Source organism: Bacillus sp. FSL K6-6038, assembly GCF_038050455.1.
GTDB lineage: Bacteria > Bacillota > Bacilli > Bacillales > Bacillaceae_G > Bacillus_A > Bacillus_A pseudomycoides.
On the sequence record NZ_JBBOUH010000001.1, the window covers coordinates 17,501 to 36,181 of the forward strand.

19 protein-coding genes and 2 rRNA genes (1 of these 21 running past the window's edge) are annotated in these 18,681 nt (G+C 38.1%); 20 read left to right on the forward strand and 1 reads right to left on the reverse strand.

Going from position 1 to position 18,681, the window contains the following annotated elements:
* From NSQ40_RS00115 to rsmI, 11 genes are all read left to right on the forward strand, one after another.
* A 23S ribosomal RNA gene (locus NSQ40_RS00115) occupies positions 1–2,483 on the forward strand; it begins 439 nt to the left of the window's first position.
* A gap of 50 nt (positions 2,484–2,533) precedes the next feature.
* Positions 2,534–2,649: ribosomal RNA gene (rrf, locus tag NSQ40_RS00120) — 5S ribosomal RNA — on the forward strand.
* Positions 2,650–2,914: 265 nt separating this feature from the next.
* Complete coding sequence (locus NSQ40_RS00125) at positions 2,915–3,094, forward strand: sigma factor G inhibitor Gin (protein WP_016116889.1); 180 nt, start codon at positions 2,915–2,917, stop codon at positions 3,092–3,094.
* A gap of 81 nt (positions 3,095–3,175) precedes the next feature.
* Positions 3,176–4,594, forward strand: a complete 1,419-nt coding sequence (locus tag NSQ40_RS00130) for an aminotransferase class I/II-fold pyridoxal phosphate-dependent enzyme (RefSeq protein WP_098114334.1) — start codon at positions 3,176–3,178, stop codon at positions 4,592–4,594.
* Between the two features lie 8 nt (positions 4,595–4,602).
* Positions 4,603–5,229, forward strand: coding sequence for a dTMP kinase (tmk, locus tag NSQ40_RS00135; protein ID WP_003194196.1), 627 nt, complete (start codon positions 4,603–4,605; stop codon positions 5,227–5,229).
* A 35-nt stretch (positions 5,230–5,264) separates the two neighbouring features.
* The gene (holB, locus tag NSQ40_RS00140; RefSeq protein ID WP_341286043.1) at positions 5,265–6,248 is read left to right on the forward strand and encodes a DNA polymerase III subunit delta'; all 984 of its coding nucleotides are present in this window, start codon (positions 5,265–5,267) and stop codon (positions 6,246–6,248) included.
* Between the two features lie 5 nt (positions 6,249–6,253).
* Positions 6,254–7,081 carry a PSP1 domain-containing protein gene (locus tag NSQ40_RS00145; protein WP_003194202.1) on the forward strand — a complete coding sequence of 276 codons (828 nt, stop codon included), beginning with the start codon at positions 6,254–6,256 and terminating at the stop codon, positions 7,079–7,081.
* 14 nt (positions 7,082–7,095) lie between these two features.
* On the forward strand, positions 7,096–7,446 hold the full coding sequence (gene yabA, locus NSQ40_RS00150) for a DNA replication initiation control protein YabA (protein ID WP_016116893.1): 351 nt from the start codon (positions 7,096–7,098) through the stop codon (positions 7,444–7,446).
* 120 nt (positions 7,447–7,566) lie between these two features.
* Positions 7,567–8,307 (forward strand): tRNA1(Val) (adenine(37)-N6)-methyltransferase, encoded by a 741-nt coding sequence (locus NSQ40_RS00155; protein ID WP_006093070.1) that lies wholly within the window; start codon positions 7,567–7,569, stop codon positions 8,305–8,307.
* Positions 8,294–8,584 (forward strand): GIY-YIG nuclease family protein, encoded by a 291-nt coding sequence (locus tag NSQ40_RS00160; RefSeq protein WP_033795807.1) that lies wholly within the window; start codon positions 8,294–8,296, stop codon positions 8,582–8,584. The genes NSQ40_RS00155 and NSQ40_RS00160 overlap by 14 nt, the downstream gene beginning before the upstream one ends.
* Positions 8,553–9,428 carry a 16S rRNA (cytidine(1402)-2'-O)-methyltransferase gene (rsmI, locus tag NSQ40_RS00165; protein ID WP_003194207.1) on the forward strand — a complete coding sequence of 292 codons (876 nt, stop codon included), beginning with the start codon at positions 8,553–8,555 and terminating at the stop codon, positions 9,426–9,428. Before NSQ40_RS00160 ends, rsmI begins: the two co-directional genes overlap by 32 nt.
* Before the next feature lie 20 nt (positions 9,429–9,448).
* Here the strand turns inward: rsmI and NSQ40_RS00170 are convergent, their stop codons facing one another.
* Entirely contained in the window at positions 9,449–9,733 is a 285-nt protein-coding gene (locus tag NSQ40_RS00170) for an AbrB/MazE/SpoVT family DNA-binding domain-containing protein (RefSeq protein ID WP_003194210.1), read from the reverse strand.
* A gap of 363 nt (positions 9,734–10,096) precedes the next feature.
* Between NSQ40_RS00170 and metG the strand changes: the two genes are divergently transcribed.
* From metG to purR, 9 genes are all read left to right on the forward strand, one after another.
* Positions 10,097–12,079 carry a methionine--tRNA ligase gene (gene metG, locus NSQ40_RS00175; protein ID WP_003205435.1) on the forward strand — a complete coding sequence of 661 codons (1,983 nt, stop codon included), beginning with the start codon at positions 10,097–10,099 and terminating at the stop codon, positions 12,077–12,079.
* Between the two features lie 177 nt (positions 12,080–12,256).
* A complete protein-coding gene (locus NSQ40_RS00180) occupies positions 12,257–13,024 on the forward strand; it encodes a TatD family hydrolase (protein ID WP_003194214.1) in 768 nt (255 codons plus the stop codon).
* Between the two features lie 280 nt (positions 13,025–13,304).
* Positions 13,305–13,862 (forward strand): ribonuclease M5, encoded by a 558-nt coding sequence (gene rnmV, locus NSQ40_RS00185; protein WP_018767333.1) that lies wholly within the window; start codon positions 13,305–13,307, stop codon positions 13,860–13,862.
* A complete protein-coding gene (rsmA, locus tag NSQ40_RS00190) occupies positions 13,859–14,740 on the forward strand; it encodes a 16S rRNA (adenine(1518)-N(6)/adenine(1519)-N(6))-dimethyltransferase RsmA (RefSeq protein WP_098159446.1) in 882 nt (293 codons plus the stop codon). Before rnmV ends, rsmA begins: the two co-directional genes overlap by 4 nt.
* Before the next feature lie 239 nt (positions 14,741–14,979).
* Positions 14,980–15,843: a sporulation peptidase YabG gene (yabG, locus tag NSQ40_RS00195; protein WP_003205440.1), complete on the forward strand. Its 864-nt coding sequence runs from the start codon at positions 14,980–14,982 to the stop codon at positions 15,841–15,843.
* A 277-nt stretch (positions 15,844–16,120) separates the two neighbouring features.
* A complete protein-coding gene (gene veg / locus NSQ40_RS00200; RefSeq protein ID WP_018767332.1) occupies positions 16,121–16,384 on the forward strand; it encodes a biofilm formation stimulator Veg in 264 nt (87 codons plus the stop codon).
* 90 nt (positions 16,385–16,474) lie between these two features.
* A complete protein-coding gene (gene sspF, locus NSQ40_RS00205; protein WP_016116903.1) occupies positions 16,475–16,654 on the forward strand; it encodes an acid-soluble spore protein SspF in 180 nt (59 codons plus the stop codon).
* A gap of 196 nt (positions 16,655–16,850) precedes the next feature.
* On the forward strand, positions 16,851–17,720 hold the full coding sequence (gene ispE / locus NSQ40_RS00210) for a 4-(cytidine 5'-diphospho)-2-C-methyl-D-erythritol kinase (RefSeq protein ID WP_018767331.1): 870 nt from the start codon (positions 16,851–16,853) through the stop codon (positions 17,718–17,720).
* 54 nt (positions 17,721–17,774) lie between these two features.
* A complete protein-coding gene (purR, locus tag NSQ40_RS00215) occupies positions 17,775–18,623 on the forward strand; it encodes a pur operon repressor (protein ID WP_033795809.1) in 849 nt (282 codons plus the stop codon).
* The last annotated feature ends 58 nt before the right edge of the window (positions 18,624–18,681 follow it).

The following is an 18,681-nucleotide window of genomic DNA, read 5'->3' on the forward strand; positions in this document are numbered from 1 at the left end:
TCCGTCGGAATCTGGGAGGACCATCTCCCAAGGCTAAATACTACCTAGTGATCGATAGTGAACCAGTACCGTGAGGGAAAGGTGAAAAGCACCCCGGAAGGGGAGTGAAAGAGATCCTGAAACCGTGTGCCTACAAATAGTCAGAGCCCGTTAATGGGTGATGGCGTGCCTTTTGTAGAATGAACCGGCGAGTTACGATCCCGTGCGAGGTTAAGCTGAAGAGGCGGAGCCGTAGCGAAAGCGAGTCTGAATAGGGCGTTTAGTACGTGGTCGTAGACCCGAAACCAGGTGATCTACCCATGTCCAGGGTGAAGTTCAGGTAACACTGAATGGAGGCCCGAACCCACGCACGTTGAAAAGTGCGGGGATGAGGTGTGGGTAGCGGAGAAATTCCAATCGAACCTGGAGATAGCTGGTTCTCCCCGAAATAGCTTTAGGGCTAGCCTTAAGTGTAAGAGTCTTGGAGGTAGAGCACTGATTGAACTAGGGGTCCTCATCGGATTACCGAATTCAGTCAAACTCCGAATGCCAATGACTTATCCTTAGGAGTCAGACTGCGAGTGATAAGATCCGTAGTCAAGAGGGAAACAGCCCAGATCGCCAGCTAAGGTCCCAAAGTGTGTATTAAGTGGAAAAGGATGTGGAGTTGCTTAGACAACTAGGATGTTGGCTTAGAAGCAGCCACCATTTAAAGAGTGCGTAATAGCTCACTAGTCGAGTGACTCTGCGCCGAAAATGTACCGGGGCTAAATACACCACCGAAGCTGCGAATTGATACCTATGGTATCAGTGGTAGGGGAGCGTTCTAAGGGCAGTGAAGTCAGACCGTAAGGACTGGTGGAGCGCTTAGAAGTGAGAATGCCGGTATGAGTAGCGAAAGACGGGTGAGAATCCCGTCCACCGAATGCCTAAGGTTTCCTGAGGAAGGCTCGTCCGCTCAGGGTTAGTCAGGACCTAAGCCGAGGCCGACAGGCGTAGGCGATGGACAACAGGTTGATATTCCTGTACCACCTCTTTATCGTTTGAGCAATGGAGGGACGCAGAAGGATAGAAGAAGCGTGCGATTGGTTGTGCACGTCCAAGCAGTTAGGCTGATAAGTAGGCAAATCCGCTTATCGTGAAGGCTGAGCTGTGATGGGGAAGCTCCTTATGGAGCGAAGTCTTTGATTCCCCGCTGCCAAGAAAAGCTTCTAGCGAGATAAAAGGTGCCTGTACCGCAAACCGACACAGGTAGGCGAGGAGAGAATCCTAAGGTGTGCGAGAGAACTCTGGTTAAGGAACTCGGCAAAATGACCCCGTAACTTCGGGAGAAGGGGTGCTTTCTTAACGGAAAGCCGCAGTGAATAGGCCCAAGCGACTGTTTAGCAAAAACACAGGTCTCTGCGAAGCCGTAAGGCGAAGTATAGGGGCTGACACCTGCCCGGTGCTGGAAGGTTAAGGAGAGGGGTTAGCGTAAGCGAAGCTCTGAACTGAAGCCCCAGTAAACGGCGGCCGTAACTATAACGGTCCTAAGGTAGCGAAATTCCTTGTCGGGTAAGTTCCGACCCGCACGAAAGGTGTAACGATTTGGGCACTGTCTCAACCAGAGACTCGGTGAAATTATAGTACCTGTGAAGATGCAGGTTACCCGCGACAGGACGGAAAGACCCCGTGGAGCTTTACTGTAGCCTGATATTGAATTTTGGTACAGTTTGTACAGGATAGGCGGGAGCCTTTGAAGCCGGAGCGCTAGCTTCGGTGGAGGCGCTGGTGGGATACCGCCCTGACTGTATTGAAATTCTAACCTACGGGTCTTATCGACCCGGGAGACAGTGTCAGGTGGGCAGTTTGACTGGGGCGGTCGCCTCCTAAAGTGTAACGGAGGCGCCCAAAGGTTCCCTCAGAATGGTTGGAAATCATTCGTAGAGTGCAAAGGCATAAGGGAGCTTGACTGCGAGACCTACAAGTCGAGCAGGGACGAAAGTCGGGCTTAGTGATCCGGTGGTTCCGCATGGAAGGGCCATCGCTCAACGGATAAAAGCTACCCCGGGGATAACAGGCTTATCTCCCCCAAGAGTCCACATCGACGGGGAGGTTTGGCACCTCGATGTCGGCTCATCGCATCCTGGGGCTGTAGTCGGTCCCAAGGGTTGGGCTGTTCGCCCATTAAAGCGGTACGCGAGCTGGGTTCAGAACGTCGTGAGACAGTTCGGTCCCTATCCGTCGTGGGCGTAGGAAATTTGAGAGGAGCTGTCCTTAGTACGAGAGGACCGGGATGGACGCACCGCTGGTGTACCAGTTGTTCTGCCAAGGGCATAGCTGGGTAGCTATGTGCGGAAGGGATAAGTGCTGAAAGCATCTAAGCATGAAGCCCCCCTCAAGATGAGATTTCCCATAGCGTAAGCTAGTAAGATCCCTGAAAGATGATCAGGTTGATAGGTTCGAGGTGGAAGCATGGTGACATGTGGAGCTGACGAATACTAATAGATCGAGGACTTAACCATATAATATGAAGCAAATGTTATCTAGTTTTGAAGGAATATACCTTCAATAGTTTGGTGATGATGGCAGAGAGGTCACACCCGTTCCCATACCGAACACGGAAGTTAAGCTCTCTAGCGCCGATGGTAGTTGGGACCTTGTCCCTGTGAGAGTAGGACGTCGCCAAGCAATTAAAGCACGAGTCATTTGACTCGTGCTTTTTTATATTTTCAGGTGAAAAGATAATAAAAGTACTGTGGAAGAAAGTTTAATTTCATCATGTGTGTGACAAACACACTGCCCAAATAGGATTCATATCATACATATATAACGAAACGATGTATATTTTCCGGAAAAGTGTCAAGGAATAGAAGTAAGTATATTTTAATTCAAAATAGAGGGGAGGAATATCCTACATCGTTTTCATTTAGAGAAAAATGATTAGGATAAAGATATGAAAATAAAACATGAGGTTTGCATTGTATGTGGGAATAGAAAAGATGATGGTATACATGTACACACAAGTTTTATATGTGATGCTTGTGAACGGGACATGGTAGAAACTGAAACGAATGATCCTAAATATATATACTATTTAGAACAACTGCGAAAGATCCAAATATCATATTCATAAATAGGCGCACATGCCTATTATTTTTTTGCCCTAATATCTCTGTATAATAGATAGAGAATGAAAAGTAAGGAAGAGATAAACATGAATCAAAATCGAATACCATTATATGAGACGTTACTCCAGTTTAAAAATAAAAAGCCTTTATCTTTACATGTTCCAGGACATAAAAATGGTTTGAATTTTCCGGAGCAGGCACAAGCAGGTTTTAGTGATGTGCTTTCTATTGATGTAACGGAATTAACAGGATTAGATGATTTGCATAGTCCGTTTGAATGTATAGATGAAGCACAGCAATTATTGGCTGATGTATATAATGTAAAAAAGAGTTATTTTTTAATTAATGGTTCTACAGTTGGAAATTTGGCAATGATTTTATCATGCTGCAAGGAGCATGATATTGTTCTTGTACAAAGAAATTGCCACAAGTCTATTATTAATGGCTTGAAGTTAGCTGGAGCGAATCCAGTATTTTTAGAGCCTTGGATTGATGAATTGTATGGTATACCAGTTGGAGTTGAGCATGAGGTCATTAAAGGAGCTATTGAACGATATCCAGAAGCAAAGGCATTGATTTTAACACATCCCAATTATTATGGTATGGGAGTTGACTTAAAGAAAAGTATTATGTGCGCACACGCACATAAAATTCCTGTTTTAGTAGATGAGGCACATGGAGCTCATTTTTGTATAGGAGAGCCATTTCCTAAGTCAGCATTAGAATACGGTGCTGATATAGTTGTACACTCAGCGCATAAAACATTACCCGCTATGACTATGGGGTCTTATTTACATATCAATAGTAATTTAGTACATGAAGAAAAAGTTTCTTCTTATTTAAATATGTTACAATCTAGCAGTCCGTCTTATCCGATTATGGCTTCATTAGATGTGGCTCGCTTTACATTAGCAAATATGAAGGAGAAGGGCTGTCATAAAATCGTGGAGTTTGTGAGGCGATTTAGGGAGGAATTGCAGGGTATTCCACAAATTGCTGTTTTACAGTATCCTTTGCAGGATGAGTTAAAAGTTACGGTACAAACACGCTGTGAGCTGTCTGGATATGAATTACAATCTATATTTGAAAAGATAGGTATATACGCAGAAATGGCAGATCCATATAATGTTCTATTTATTTTACCATTACAAGTGAATGAGCAGTATATGAAGGCCATAGAAGTAATACGGTCAGCATTACGTAATTATACGGTAACAGACAAGATACCATCTATTCGGTATACTTACAGAGAGGGATTTTCTTTTTTACCATTTACTTATAAGCAATTAGGAAAGTATAAGAAAAAAATTGTACCTTTACAAGAAGCTGCGGGGATGATTGCAGCGGATATGGTTATTCCGTATCCACCGGGTATTCCATTACTGATGTATGGAGAAGAAATTACGACAGAACACATCGAACAAATTTCTTATTTAGAAGAAACGGGTGCTCGTTTTCAAGGGAATGTAAAATATATGAATGTGTATGATATAGGAAGAAAGTAGGTTTTAGGATGAAGGGATTATTTGTAACAATTGAAGGACCAGAGGGTTCAGGTAAATCGACATTAATTACAAAGTTATTACCGTACTTTGAAAAGAAAGAACAAAAAGTCATAGCAACGCGAGAACCAGGTGGTATAGCGATTTCAGAAGAGATCCGAGCAATCTTACATAACCAAGAGTATACGATGATGGAAGCACGTACGGAGGCATTATTATATGCTGCAGCACGCAGACAACATTTAGTAGAAAAAGTTATGCCAGCTTTGGAGAAAAACTATCTTGTATTATGTGATCGCTTTATTGACAGCTCTCTTGCTTATCAAGGTTATGCAAGAGGTCTAGGGATTGATAAGGTATTTGAAATTAATCGGTTTGCGACTGAAGATTGTATGCCTAATTTGACAATCTATCTAGATATTGAACCTGAAGCAGGCTTAGCTCGCATCGAAAAGGATGCTAATCGTGAAGTGAATCGTTTAGATATGGAAAGTATTGAATTCCATAAGTGTGTACGTGATGGTTATTTACAGGTTGTAGATCGCTTCTTAGATCGCATAGTCGTTGTGAACGCAGATCAGCCAATAGAAAAGATTGTGGAAGAAGTTATTCAGCTTATAGAAGATAAATTGTTATAATAGAAGGAAAGTATAAAACAAGTGAGGTATGCATTATGACGAGGACGTGGGAGCAGCTTTCTGCTATACAGCCCATTGGTGTAAAGATGTTGATGAATAGTATTGCAAAAGGGCGTATATCCCACGCTTATTTGTTAGAAGGTGCAAAAGGAACTGGAAAATATGAAACGGCAATTCAAATGGCAAAAAGTTTTCTTTGTAAACAAAGAAACGGTGTAGAGCCGTGTCATACATGTACGAATTGCCGCCGGATTGATTCAGGTAACCATCCTAATTTACATATTGTAAGACCAGATGGGTTATCTATTAAAAAACAACAAATTCATGATTTACAGGAAGAGTTTTCAAAAACGGGTTTAGAGGCAAATAAAAAGGTATATATTATTGAGCATGCAAATCAAATGACAGCAAATGCTGCTAATACCTTATTAAAATTTTTAGAAGAACCAAGCAGCAATACAACAGCTATTTTACTTACTGAACAAAGTCATCAAATTTTAAATACTATTTTATCTCGTTGCCAAGTTGTGACATTTAGACCTTTGTCTACAGAATCTTTAATTGAGAGACTGCAGGGGGATGGAATTGCAGTTTCTTTATCTACCCTTGCTGCACAGCTTACGAATAGTTTTGAGGAAGCGTTATTACTGTGTAATGATGAATGGTTTGCACAAGCACGAGCTTTAGTGATAAAATTATGTGAAGCGCTCGAAAAAGATACAACCTCTCTTTTTTTTGTACAAGAAAAGTGGGGGAAACACTTTGGAGAGAAGGAACAATTACAACAAGGTTTAGATATTTTACTCCTTATTTATAGGGATTTATTATATGTTCAATTAGGAGAGGAAGATCGTCTTGTCTTTCAAGATCAAAAGGAGATGTTTCATTCTTTCTCTTACGCTCAGAAGCGCATTGTATCAGCTCTTTTTAATATATTAGAAGCAAAAAATAGAATCAACGCTAATGTAAATGCGCAGCTTGTGTTCGAACAGTTAGTGTTGCGGTTGCAGGAGGGATGACCGTTTTGTATGATGTAGTAGGTGTTCGCTTTAAGAAGGCCGGAAAAGTGTATTACTTTGACCCGAATCAATTCGATATCTCGGAAAATGAATTTGTGATCGTAGAAACTGTACGAGGTATTGAATATGGGAAAGTAGTTATTACAAAAAAGCAAGTTGATGAAAATGATGTGGTACTACCGCTAAAGAAAGTCATTCGCATTGCAAATGAAAATGATCGGACAATTGTTGAAGAGAACAAACATGCTGCAAAAGAAGCATATCAAGTTTGTCAACAAAAGGTAGGGGAACATAAACTTGATATGAAGCTTGTAGACGTAGAATATACGTTTGATCGTAATAAGATTATTTTCTATTTTACAGCGGATGGTCGTATTGACTTTCGTGAACTTGTAAAAGACTTAGCTGCAATTTTTCGGACAAGAATTGAGCTAAGACAAATTGGTGTTCGCGATGAAGCAAAAATGCTTGGTGGTATTGGTCCATGCGGCCGTATGCTTTGTTGTTCTACATTTTTAGGTGATTTTGAACCTGTATCCATTAAAATGGCAAAGGATCAAAATTTATCATTAAATCCTGCGAAAATTTCTGGCTTATGTGGCCGATTAATGTGTTGCTTAAAATATGAGAATGACGAGTATGAAGCGGCAAAAGAGCAACTTCCTGATTTAGATCAACGTATACAAACACCGCATGGTCTTGGACGCGTTATCGGATTAAATATTTTAGAAAGATTAATTCAAGTGGAATTAGTAGACAAGGAACGGATAGTAGAATATACGTTAGATGAATTAATTAATGAAGGGGTCGTTTCGAGTCAAACCACAGATTAATGAGGTGGGTGCTTGTGGAGAAAAAGGATATTTTTGCAGCGGTTTCTAGTATGGAAGAGCAAATTGGACATTTATATAAGCAGTTGGGAGAATTAAAGCAACATCTTGCAGAGTTACTTGAAGAAAACCAACATATTAAAATGGAAAATGAAAATTTGCGACGTCGTTTTGAAGAAATACAGAATAAGGAAAAACAAAAAACTCAAAAACGAAAAGAAATGAAGCCTAAAACGGATATTGGTGAAGGCTACGATAACCTAGCACGCCTATATCAAGAAGGTTTCCATATCTGTAATTTACATTATGGAAGTGTACGTAAAGAAGGGGATTGTTTATTCTGTCTGTCATTTTTAAATAAAAAATGAAATTACCTTTCCAATATATTGGAAAGGTAATTTTTTATACATGAGAGTAAAGATAAGATGAAATAGTTCTTAGTTTTACGTTCAAATAGGGTAGGTTAAGTATAAGAAAGGAAATCGTATATGCACTTATATGAAGATGAACGTTTAGATTATTTACTAGCGGAAGAAATGAAAATTATTCAAAGTCCATCTGTGTTTAATTTTTCTTTAGACGCAGTGTTACTTGCGAATTTTGCATGGGTTCCGATTCAAAAGGGAAATTTGCTTGATTTATGTACAGGAAATGCTGTTATTCCGCTTTTGTTAAGCACGAGAACGAAAGGGAATATTACAGGGGTAGAAATTCAAGAACGCTTGTATGATATGGGAGTAAGAAGCATCCAGTATAACAAGTTAGAAGAGAGAATCCAGTTAATTCATGGAGACTTAAAGGATATGCCAGAGCAGCTTGGGCGTCATCAATACGATGTTGTAACATGTAATCCGCCGTATTTTCAAACGCCAAAGGCATCTGAGAAAAACATTAACGAGCATTTAGCTATAGCTCGTCATGAAATTATGTGTACATTAGAGGATGTCGTATATGCTAGTAGTCAGCTTGTAAAGCAAGGTGGTAAGGTAGCATTTGTTCATCGTCCAGGTCGATTACTTGATATTGTAACACTAATGAGAAAGTATAAGATTGAACCAAAACGTGTGCAGTTTGTATATCCAAAGGCGGGTAAAGAAGCAAATACGCTACTAATAGAAGGAATTAAAGATGGAAATGCAGATTTGAAAATTTTGCCACCCCTTTTTGTATATGAGGAAAATAATGAGTATACAAAGGAGCTTCGTTCAATCTTATATGGAGAAGAATAAACATTATTTTTATGTAGTAGAATGTTCAGATAGAAGTTATTATGCAGGGTATACAAATAATTTAGAGAAACGGATTCAAACTCATAATAGTGGGAAGGGAGCACGTTATACTCGTGCTAGGCTTCCTGTTGTTTTAAAATACGTAGAGGTTCATGGAGATAAAACGACAGCGATGCAAGCTGAATATCATTTTAAACAGTTAAAGCGAAAAGAAAAAGAAGAATACATGCAAAAAGGAGAACGCTATGTGGCAGCAAAAAAGTTTTCAAGCAAATGAAAAGGGAGCCTTATATTTAGTTCCAACGCCGATTGGTAATTTAGAAGATATGACGTTTCGTTCGATTCGGATATTGAAAGAGGCTGATATCATTGCTGCTGAAGATACGCGGCAGACGAAAAAGCTTTGTAACTATTTTGAAATTGAAACACCAGTTATGAGTTATCATGAGCATAATAAGGAAGTAAGTGGACAGAAAATTTTAGATAAGCTAGAAGATGGAAAAACAGTAGCTCTTGTAAGTGATGCAGGTATGCCTTGTATTTCTGATCCAGGCTACGACATTGTTGTAGAAGCTGTAGAGAAACAGTATCATGTTATTCCACTTCCAGGGGCAAATGCTGCTCTTACAGCGCTAATTGCATCAGGGTTAGAAACGAGACATTTTTATTTTTACGGATTTTTGCACAGAAATAAAAAAGAACGTAAGGCGGAATTAGAAAAGCTTCGTTATGTTCCAACTACGATGATGTTCTATGAAGCGCCGCATCGGTTAGATGATACATTAATTTCTATGAAAGAAGTACTTGGAAATAGAGAAATTGTATTGTGCCGAGAACTAACGAAAAAATTTGAAGAATTTATTCGTGGTTCGGTAGAAGAAGCGATTGAATGGACAAAGCAAAATGAGGTTCGTGGTGAATTTTGTATATTAGTATCCGGGTCAAAAGAGGAAGCTGCTCCAGAGGAACAGTGGTGGGAAGCTATATCAGTATACGATCATATCGAACATTACATAAACGAGCAAGGAATGTCTTCAAAGGATGCAATTAAAAAGGCGGCCAAAGATCGAGATTTGTCGAAACGAGACGTCTATCAAATCTATCATGTTGATAAAAAATAAGCTTCTCATAATTGAGAAGCTTATTTTACTGCTTGAATATATTGTTGAAGTTCGTTTAAGATCTGTTCAGCGCCTTCTTTGCTTAAGATAATTTTACCTTCAGCTAAAGAAAGGTTACCATCAGACACTTCACCAGTTACTTGGCAAGTCATGTTAGGCTTATATTTTTTTAGGATGATTTTTTCGTCATCAACGTAAATTTCAAGAGCATCCTTTTCAGCAATACCTAATGTACGACGTAATTCAATCGGAATTACAACACGGCCTAATTCATCAACTTTACGAACGATACCAGTAGATTTCATATTCGTTATCCTCCTCATATTCTGTAAGTTTGCGAGTCTATATTTTAATTCGTCATTTTTCGACAAAATACCCTATGAACATATGATACCAATCATTTACATTTCCGTCAATTCATAAATTTTATATTTTATGAAAGAATTGTAGATTTTTATACTTCTTATATATAATAGAAAATGAAAGAATTACACAAGTATTTTACTGTATTTTTAAATTTTATCAATATTTCAGATAAATTACTGTATATTTTTTTTGAATATGAGTAATAGATGATAAAGATAATCGAGCATTAATTCGTTTTTATGCGTCAGTTTTTGATATACTGTTTATAAATACATATGAGGTCATTTGGGAGGTTCAAAACAATGACAGAGGAAAATAAGACCTTTTATATCACTACTCCAATTTATTATCCAAGCGGAAAGCTTCATATTGGACATGCTTATACAACGGTAGCAGGAGATGCAATGGCACGCTACAAGCGCATGCAAGGATATGATGTTCATTATTTAACAGGTACTGATGAGCATGGACAAAAGATTCAAAAGAAAGCAGAAGAACTACAAGTTACATCACAAGCATATGTTGATAACATTGTAGCAGGAATTAAAGAATTGTGGGAGAAAATGGACATTTCTTACGATGACTTTATTCGGACAACCGAAGATCGTCATAAAGAAGTTGTTGAAAAGATTTTTAAACAACTTGTTGATCAAGGTGATATTTATCTTGATGAATATGAAGGATGGTATTCTGTACAGGATGAAACATTCTACACAGAACATCAACTTGTTGATCCGATTATGGAAGGCGATAAAGTAGTCGGAGGAAAAAGTCCAGATAGTGGCCATGCTGTAGAACTTGTTCGCGAAGAATCTTACTTCTTTAGAATGGGTAAATATGTAGATCGACTACTACAATTTTATGAAGAAAATCCACACTTCATTCAACCTGAATCTCGTAAAAATGAAATGATTAATAACTTCATTAAACCAGGTCTAGAAGATTTAGCAGTTTCTCGTACTTCTTTTGACTGGGGAATTCGTGTGCCAGGTAACCCCAAACACGTTATTTACGTATGGGTAGATGCATTATCTAATTACATTACAGCACTAGGATATGGAACAGATAATGAAGAGAAATATAAAAAGTATTGGCCAGCAGATGTTCACTTAGTAGGAAAAGAAATTGTTCGTTTCCATACAATTTATTGGCCGATTATTTTAATGGCACTAGATTTACCACTGCCGAAAAAGGTATTTGCTCATGGTTGGATCTTAATGAAAGACGGAAAAATGAGTAAATCAAAAGGTAATGTAGTTGATCCAGTTACGTTAATTGATCGTTATGGATTGGATGCACTGCGTTACTATTTACTTCGTGAGGTTCCATTTGGATCAGACGGTGTATTTACGCCAGAAGGTTTTGTTGAGCGAATTAATTTTGACCTTGCAAATGACTTAGGAAACTTATTAAATCGTACAGTAGCGATGATTGATAAGTACTTTAATGGAGAAATTCCTGCTTTTAAAGAAAATGTAACTGAGTTTGATGAAACATTAGTAACGTTTGCACAGGATACATTGAAAAAAGTAGAAGAAGCAATGGAAAACATGGAGTTTTCAGTAGCATTGAGTTCTATTTGGCAACTGGTTAGCCGTACTAATAAATATATTGATGAAACACAACCTTGGGTATTAGCGAAAGATGAGAATGATCGTGATAAGCTTGCGTCCGTAATGGCACACCTTGCAGAAATGCTTCGCCAAATGGGCATTATGCTTATGCCATTCTTGACAGCAACACCAAGTAAAATCTTTACACAACTTGGCCTTACTGATGAAGCTTATCAATCTTGGGATAGCCTTTCTACGATTGGTTGTATTCCAGCTAGCACGAAGGTAGTCAAAGGACAACCAATTTTCCCACGCTTAGAGGTAGAAGTTGAAGTTGAATATATCAAAGAACAAATGAAAGGTTCTGCTCCTAAAGTAGAAGAGAAAAAGGAAGAGGAACCGAAGGCAGAAGAAATTACAATTGATGATTTCTTTAAAGTTGAATTGCGTGTGGCGGAAGTAATAGAAGCAGAGCCTGTAAAAAAAGCAGACAAACTGTTAAAGATTCAACTTGATTTAGGCACAGAAAAGCGACAAGTTGTTTCTGGAATTGCTAAATTTTACACACCAGAAGAATTAAAAGGGAAAAAAGTTATTTGTGTAACAAATTTAAAACCAGTGAAATTACGTGGTGAATTATCACAAGGTATGATTTTAGCAGGCGAAGAAAACGGAGTATTGTCTTTAGCAACAATTGATCAAAATTTATCAAATGGTACAAAAATCAAGTAATCTTGACAAAATAAGAGATGTTTCACGTGTAACATTCGTGGAGCATCTTTTTTTCTTGTTAGGAATCTTTTTAAAAATTCCTTTTTTGTATTAAGATTGTACTATTGTTATTACGTTTTTAGGGAAGAGATTTTTTACTATGATAGAATTTATTTCAAATAAAAGGAGTTATTTGTTATGTTGTTTGATACACATTCACATTTAAATGCAGAGCAATTTGAAGAAGATTTACAGGAAGTTATTGCAAGAATGAAAGAAGCTAGGGTTTCGTATACAGTTGTTGTTGGTTTTGATGAGGTAACAATAAAAAAAGCAATTGAGCTCGCAGAAACGTATGACTTTATTTATGCAGCGGTTGGTTGGCATCCCGTTGATGCCATTGATATGACGGAAGGACATTTAGTTTGGTTAGAAGAGTTAGCTGCACACCCAAAAGTAGTTGCTCTTGGTGAAATGGGGTTGGACTATCATTGGGACAAGTCTCCGAAGGAAGTACAGAAAGAAGTATTTCGTAAACAAATTCAGTTAGCAAAGAAAGTGAAATTGCCTATTATTATACATAACCGTGATGCAACGCAAGATATTGTAGATATTCTAGAAGAAGAAAATGCAGCTGAAGTAGGCGGCATTATGCATTGCTTTAGTGGCAGTGTAGAGGTGGCAAAACAATGTATTGATATGAATTTTTTAATTTCATTGGGTGGGCCAGTAACTTTCAAAAATGCAAAGAAACCGAAAGAAGTTGCAATGGAAATTCCAATGGAAAAGCTGCTAATAGAAACGGATTGTCCATACTTAACGCCACATCCATTTCGTGGTAAACGAAATGAGCCAAGTTATGTGAAACTTGTGGCAGAAGAAATTGCTAACTTAAAAGGTATTTCATACGAAGAGGTCGCAAAGGTAACTACAGAAAATGCAAAAGCTTTATTTGGTGTTGAATAAGAAAGAATGGTGAATTCCATTCTTTTTCTTTTATCCTGCCTCTATTGTTACCTCCCAATGAAGAGACACCAACAATACCCAGAAGGCAATACAAGCTAGCTAACTAACGGATATATTTGTAGGGAAGAAAACAAGTGAGGTTAAAGTGTTACAATAAGAAGAGTAGGCAGAGGATTTTTTCTCCTCTGCTTTTTAAATTGTATCAGTGGGAAAATAATAATGGAAAAGTATTCGTTTTTTTGTTTTACTAAGTAGAGACGAAATCAGTGTGGAGGCAGTCATGAAAATTAAAGAGATTATCGTTGTAGAAGGTAAAGATGATACAGTTGCAATTAAGCGTGCTGTTGATGCAGATACAATTGAAACGAACGGTTCAGCAATCGGTGAACATGTCATTGAGCAAGTAAAATTGGCACAGCAAAAACGAGGCGTTATTATTTTGACGGATCCTGATTACCCGGGAGAGCGTATTCGGAAAATTATTTCTGAGAAGGTTCCGGGTTGTAAGCATGCTTTCTTACCGAAAGAAGAGGCACTTGCCAAGAGAAAAAAAGGAGTCGGAATTGAACATGCTTCCAATGAATCCATTCGCCGTGCTTTAGAAAATGTTCACGAAGAAATGGAAGCCTATACGAGCGAAATTAGTTGGAGTGACTTAGTAGATGCTGGACTAGTAGGCGGAGAACAGGCAAAAAGTCGTAGAGAAAAAATGGGTAAACTATTAAAGATTGGTTATACAAATGCGAAGCAGCTACATAAACGTTTACAAATGTTTCAAGTTTCAAAAGAAGCATTTGCGGAAGCATATAAACAAGTATTACAGGAGGAAAAGAAATGAAGGATATCGCAACACCGAATCGTACGAAAGACATTGTTGAAAAGTACGGGTTTTCATTCAAAAAGAGTTTAGGTCAAAATTTCTTAATTGATACAAACGTATTGAATCGTATTGTGGATTATGCAGAAATCGGCCCAGAGAGCGGAGCAATTGAAATTGGTCCTGGTATTGGAGCGTTAACGGAGCAGTTAGCAAAACGTGCTAAGAAAGTAGTCGCTTTTGAAATCGATCAACGACTATTACCAATTCTAGATGAAACATTAGCTCCTTACAGCAACGTAACTGTAATTAATAAAGATATTTTAAAAGCAGATGTACATGAAGTATTCGGAGAGCAGTTCGAAAAAGGGAAAGACGTAATGGTAGTAGCAAATTTACCATACTACGTTACAACACCAATTTTGTTTAAATTGCTAGAAGAACAATTACCAGTTCGTGGGTTTGTTGTTATGATGCAAAAAGAAGTGGGAGATCGCTTAGCGGCTAAACCAGGAACGAAAGACTACGGTTCTCTATCTATTGCAATTCAATATTATACGGAGGTAGAAACAGTTATGACTGTTCCGCGCACCGTATTTGTCCCACAACCAAATGTAGATTCCGCAGTTATTCGTCTTTTAAAACGTCCAAAACCAATTGTTGAAGTGAAAGATGAGAAGTTTTTCTTCGAAGTAGTACGAGCAAGCTTTGCACAACGTCGTAAAACGTTGATGAATAACTTATCAAATAATCTAAATGGTTTCCCGAAAGATAAAGAGTTATTAGATCGTATTTTAACGGAAGTAGGCATTGATCCAAAGCGAAGAGGCGAAACATTATCAATTGAAGAATTTGCAGCACTGAGTAATGCATTAGTCTCTCATAAAGTGAAACTTTAATCCCCCACTGATTATTAGTTGAACCAATCGGGCTTTTATGGGCAGTTAATCCCCCACCTAACTTCTTTACTTTCGCTGAATTTTGAGGTGGGGATCTTACTGGTCGCAAATAGCGGGATAAACAATAAAAGGACAGCTCAATTCGAGCTGTCCTTTTTGTCACCCTTTTCACTCTAAATTCATACGTTAAAAACAGAACATGGTTAGTGAGATGGCCTAATGAATTTGGAGGTAGGATAATGGCTGTACATGTTGGAGATTTAGTGGAACGACAGTCTTATAACCGAGACATTCTTTTTCGCATTACAGAAATAAAAGGTGAAATTGCAATATTATTTGGAGAAGAAGTCAGACTGGTGGCAGATGCACCGCTTGAAGATTTAATTAGCATTGATCAGAGAGAGTATAAGAAAAGGGAAAAGCGTGAGAAGGAAACGATGGAGCGAACATATCGCCTGTTTCAACAAGACTATGTTTTGATGAAGCAACGTCACGAGCATAATTCTACAGGAGGATATACGAGTGAAGTCAATTATTTTCAAATGCCAGGTAGGGTTTTGCATATAGATGGAGACCCATTATATTTACGGAAATGTTTAGATTTATATACAAAGATAGGTGTTCCAGTTCAAGGGGTACATTGTAAAGAAACAGAAATGCATGAAAAGGTAGTTGATTTAATCGATCATTTTCGTCCAGACATTTTGGTCATTACAGGTCATGATGCATATACAAAATCTAAAGGAGTTATGGGAGACTTAGCAGCTTATCGTCATTCTCGGCACTTTGTACAGGCCGTTCGGGAAGTACGAAAAAAATACCCTTCTTTAGATCAACTTGTTATTTTTGCAGGGGCATGTCAGTCCCATTTTGAAGCATTAATTCGAGCTGGTGCTAATTTTGCTAGTTCACCATCGCGTATTAATATTCATGCATTGGATCCAGTATATGTAGTGGGGAAGATTAGTTTTACTTCATTTATGGAACGCGTAAATGTATGGGATGTTGTTCGAAATACTATTACTGGGCAAAAAGGCCTTGGTGGTATTGAGACCCGAGGACTTTTACGAACAGGATTACCTTTTCAATATTATGAAGAGTAAGCAAGGTATATATGTACCTTGTTTTTCTTATGGGAAAAGTATCAGTTTGTTTGGTGAAAGATGTACCATAAACAAGGATTTGTAGGTGCTTGGATAAAAAAAGGTAAGAACGTACAGACTATACAATAATACTTTTACAATATAGTAATTCTTCTATCTATTCGAACGCATTAGGTTCTTGCGAAGATATTGCTTGTTATGTATAGGCAATGATTGGGATAGATATATCATGTATTTATGTATTCACTCTAAATTACAGCGAGGTGTAGCAAAGTATATGTCAAAACGTTTAGATGAAATTAAAAGTGAATTAGATCATCATCTTGGGAAGCGCCTTATGTTAAAGGCGAATAGTGGAAGAAGAAAAACAGTGGAACAATCAGGCGTACTAGCAGAAACTTATCGTTCTGTTTTTGTTGTACAGTTAGATCAACAAGAAGATACATTGCAGCGTGTTTCCTATAGCTATGCAGATGTTTTAACAGAAACGGTAGAATTAACGTTTTATGATGATCCTCAGAACGAGGTTATTTTAGGGTAATTGTCTAATTTGTTACATATATTCCCATAAATGAAAAAGACATTTTTTTGCATACTAATTATACCGGAGCAAAATAAGGAGGGACCTGCATTGAGTAGACGAAGAGGAGTCATGTCAAATCAGTTTAAAGAAGAGCTTGCAAAAGAGCTTGGATTTTATGATGTTGTTCAGAAAGAAGGATGGGGCGGAATTCGTGCGAAAGATGCTGGTAATATGGTGAAACGTGCTATTGAAATTGCACAGCAGCAATTAATGAAACAAAACCAGTAGTTGCAAAATAACTTCTATGCTACGGTAGCCGAGGAGAAATTCCTCGGCTTTTTGCACGCCAAAAGGTATCATCATTTTGCATAAGTAGTTTCATTCTGAATGCTTTTCGTTATAATTAGGGAAGTGTCATCGTCTTACTATAAATTTATGGTAAAATAAACGATAAAAGATTGAGTACATAGAGTGGGTGAATAGATTGAAGCTACTAGTGAAAGCACCAGCAAAGATTAATCTGTCGTTAGATGTACTAGGGAAAAGACAAGACGGTTATCATGAAGTGAAAATGATTATGACAACAATCGATTTAGCAGATCGTTTAGAGTTAACGGAGTTATCAGAAGACCGTATTGAAATTGTATCCCATAATCGGTATGTCCCAGACGACCAGCGTAATTTAGCTTATCAAGCAGCGAAATTATTAAAAGAGAAATTTAAGGTAAAACAAGGTGTATCTATTGCTATTGAAAAAACAATTCCAGTAGCAGCAGGATTAGCAGGTGGAAGCAGTGATGCGGCTGCTACATTACGTGGTCTTAATAAGCTATGGAATTTAGGTCTTACAATAGGTGAATTAGCGGAACTTGGAGCAGAAATTGGATCTGACGTATCCTTTTGTGTATATGGCGGAACAGCGATTGCGACAGGAAGAGGAGAAAAGGTTGAGCATATAAAGACACCTCCTTCTTGTTGGGTTATTTTAGCGAAGCCTCATATCGGTGTATCTACTGCTGACGTATATGGAAATTTACAATTAAATCGTGTTACACATCCAGACGTAGATAAAATGGTTGAAGTTATCAATCAAGGTGACTATAAAGGAATATGCAATGCAGTTGGAAATGTATTAGAAGATGTGACATTTGCGATGCATCCTGAAGTTGCACGTATTAAAGCACAGATGAAGCGCTTTGGCGCAGATGCAGTTTTAATGAGTGGCAGTGGTCCAACTGTGTTTGGGCTTGTGCATCATGATTCGCGTATGCACCGTATTTATAATGGTTTAAAAGGATTTTGTGAACAAGTATACGCAGTCCGTCTATTAGGAGAGCGAGAAACGCTTGAATAAAGACGTATAATAAGTTATGATTTGTTTAGAATATTCGTGATTTGGGGTGAGAATGTGAAAATTAGACGGAGTACAAGACTAGTTGATATGACTTACTATTTATTGCAAAATCCTCGTCAGTTAGTTTCTCTCACTTTTTTTGCTGAACGGTATCAATCAGCTAAGTCTTCCATTAGTGAAGATTTAGTTATTATTAAGCAAACGTTTGAACAACAAGGGGTCGGCACATTGCAAACGATACCAGGGGCAGCAGGAGGAGTGAAATATATTCCATATATAAGTGAAGAGGAAGCAAGTCTGATCATTAATGAGCTTTGTGGCTTATTTGAGAATCCAGATCGTATTCTTCCAGGTGGATACTTATATATGACGGATCTTTTGAGTAATCCACGCTATATCAACGGGGCAGGTCGCCTATTTGCTTCTGTATTTGCGAGGCAGCCGATTGATGCGGTTATGACGGTAGCAACAAAAGGGATTCCGCTTGCATATGCGGTAGCGAATTATTTAGATGTACCTGTGGTAATTGCAAGAAAAGATAATAAGGTAACAGAAGGACCAACAGTTAGTATTAACTATGTATCAGGTTCATCTAAGCGTATTCAAACAATGACTTTAGCAAAACGTAGTCTTCCGGAAGGTGCCAATGTTTTAATCGTTGATGATTTTATGAAGGCTGGAGGAACAATTCAAGGTATGATTAGCATGCTAGAAGAGTTTAATGCCAATGTTGTTGGAATCGGCGTATTAGTAGAATCGACAGATATTGAAGAAAGACTTATTAATAACTTTGTTTCTTTAATCCGCTTATCAGAAGTAGATATTAAAGAGAAAACAATTCAAGTGGAAAAAGGGAATTATTCACTTGTGCCATTTGACGAAGGGCTTGTAGAAGCTGAATAAAAAGGTAAAGCAGAAGCTTTATCTTTTTTTGTAAATGAAAGTGCTAGTGGGCGTTAAG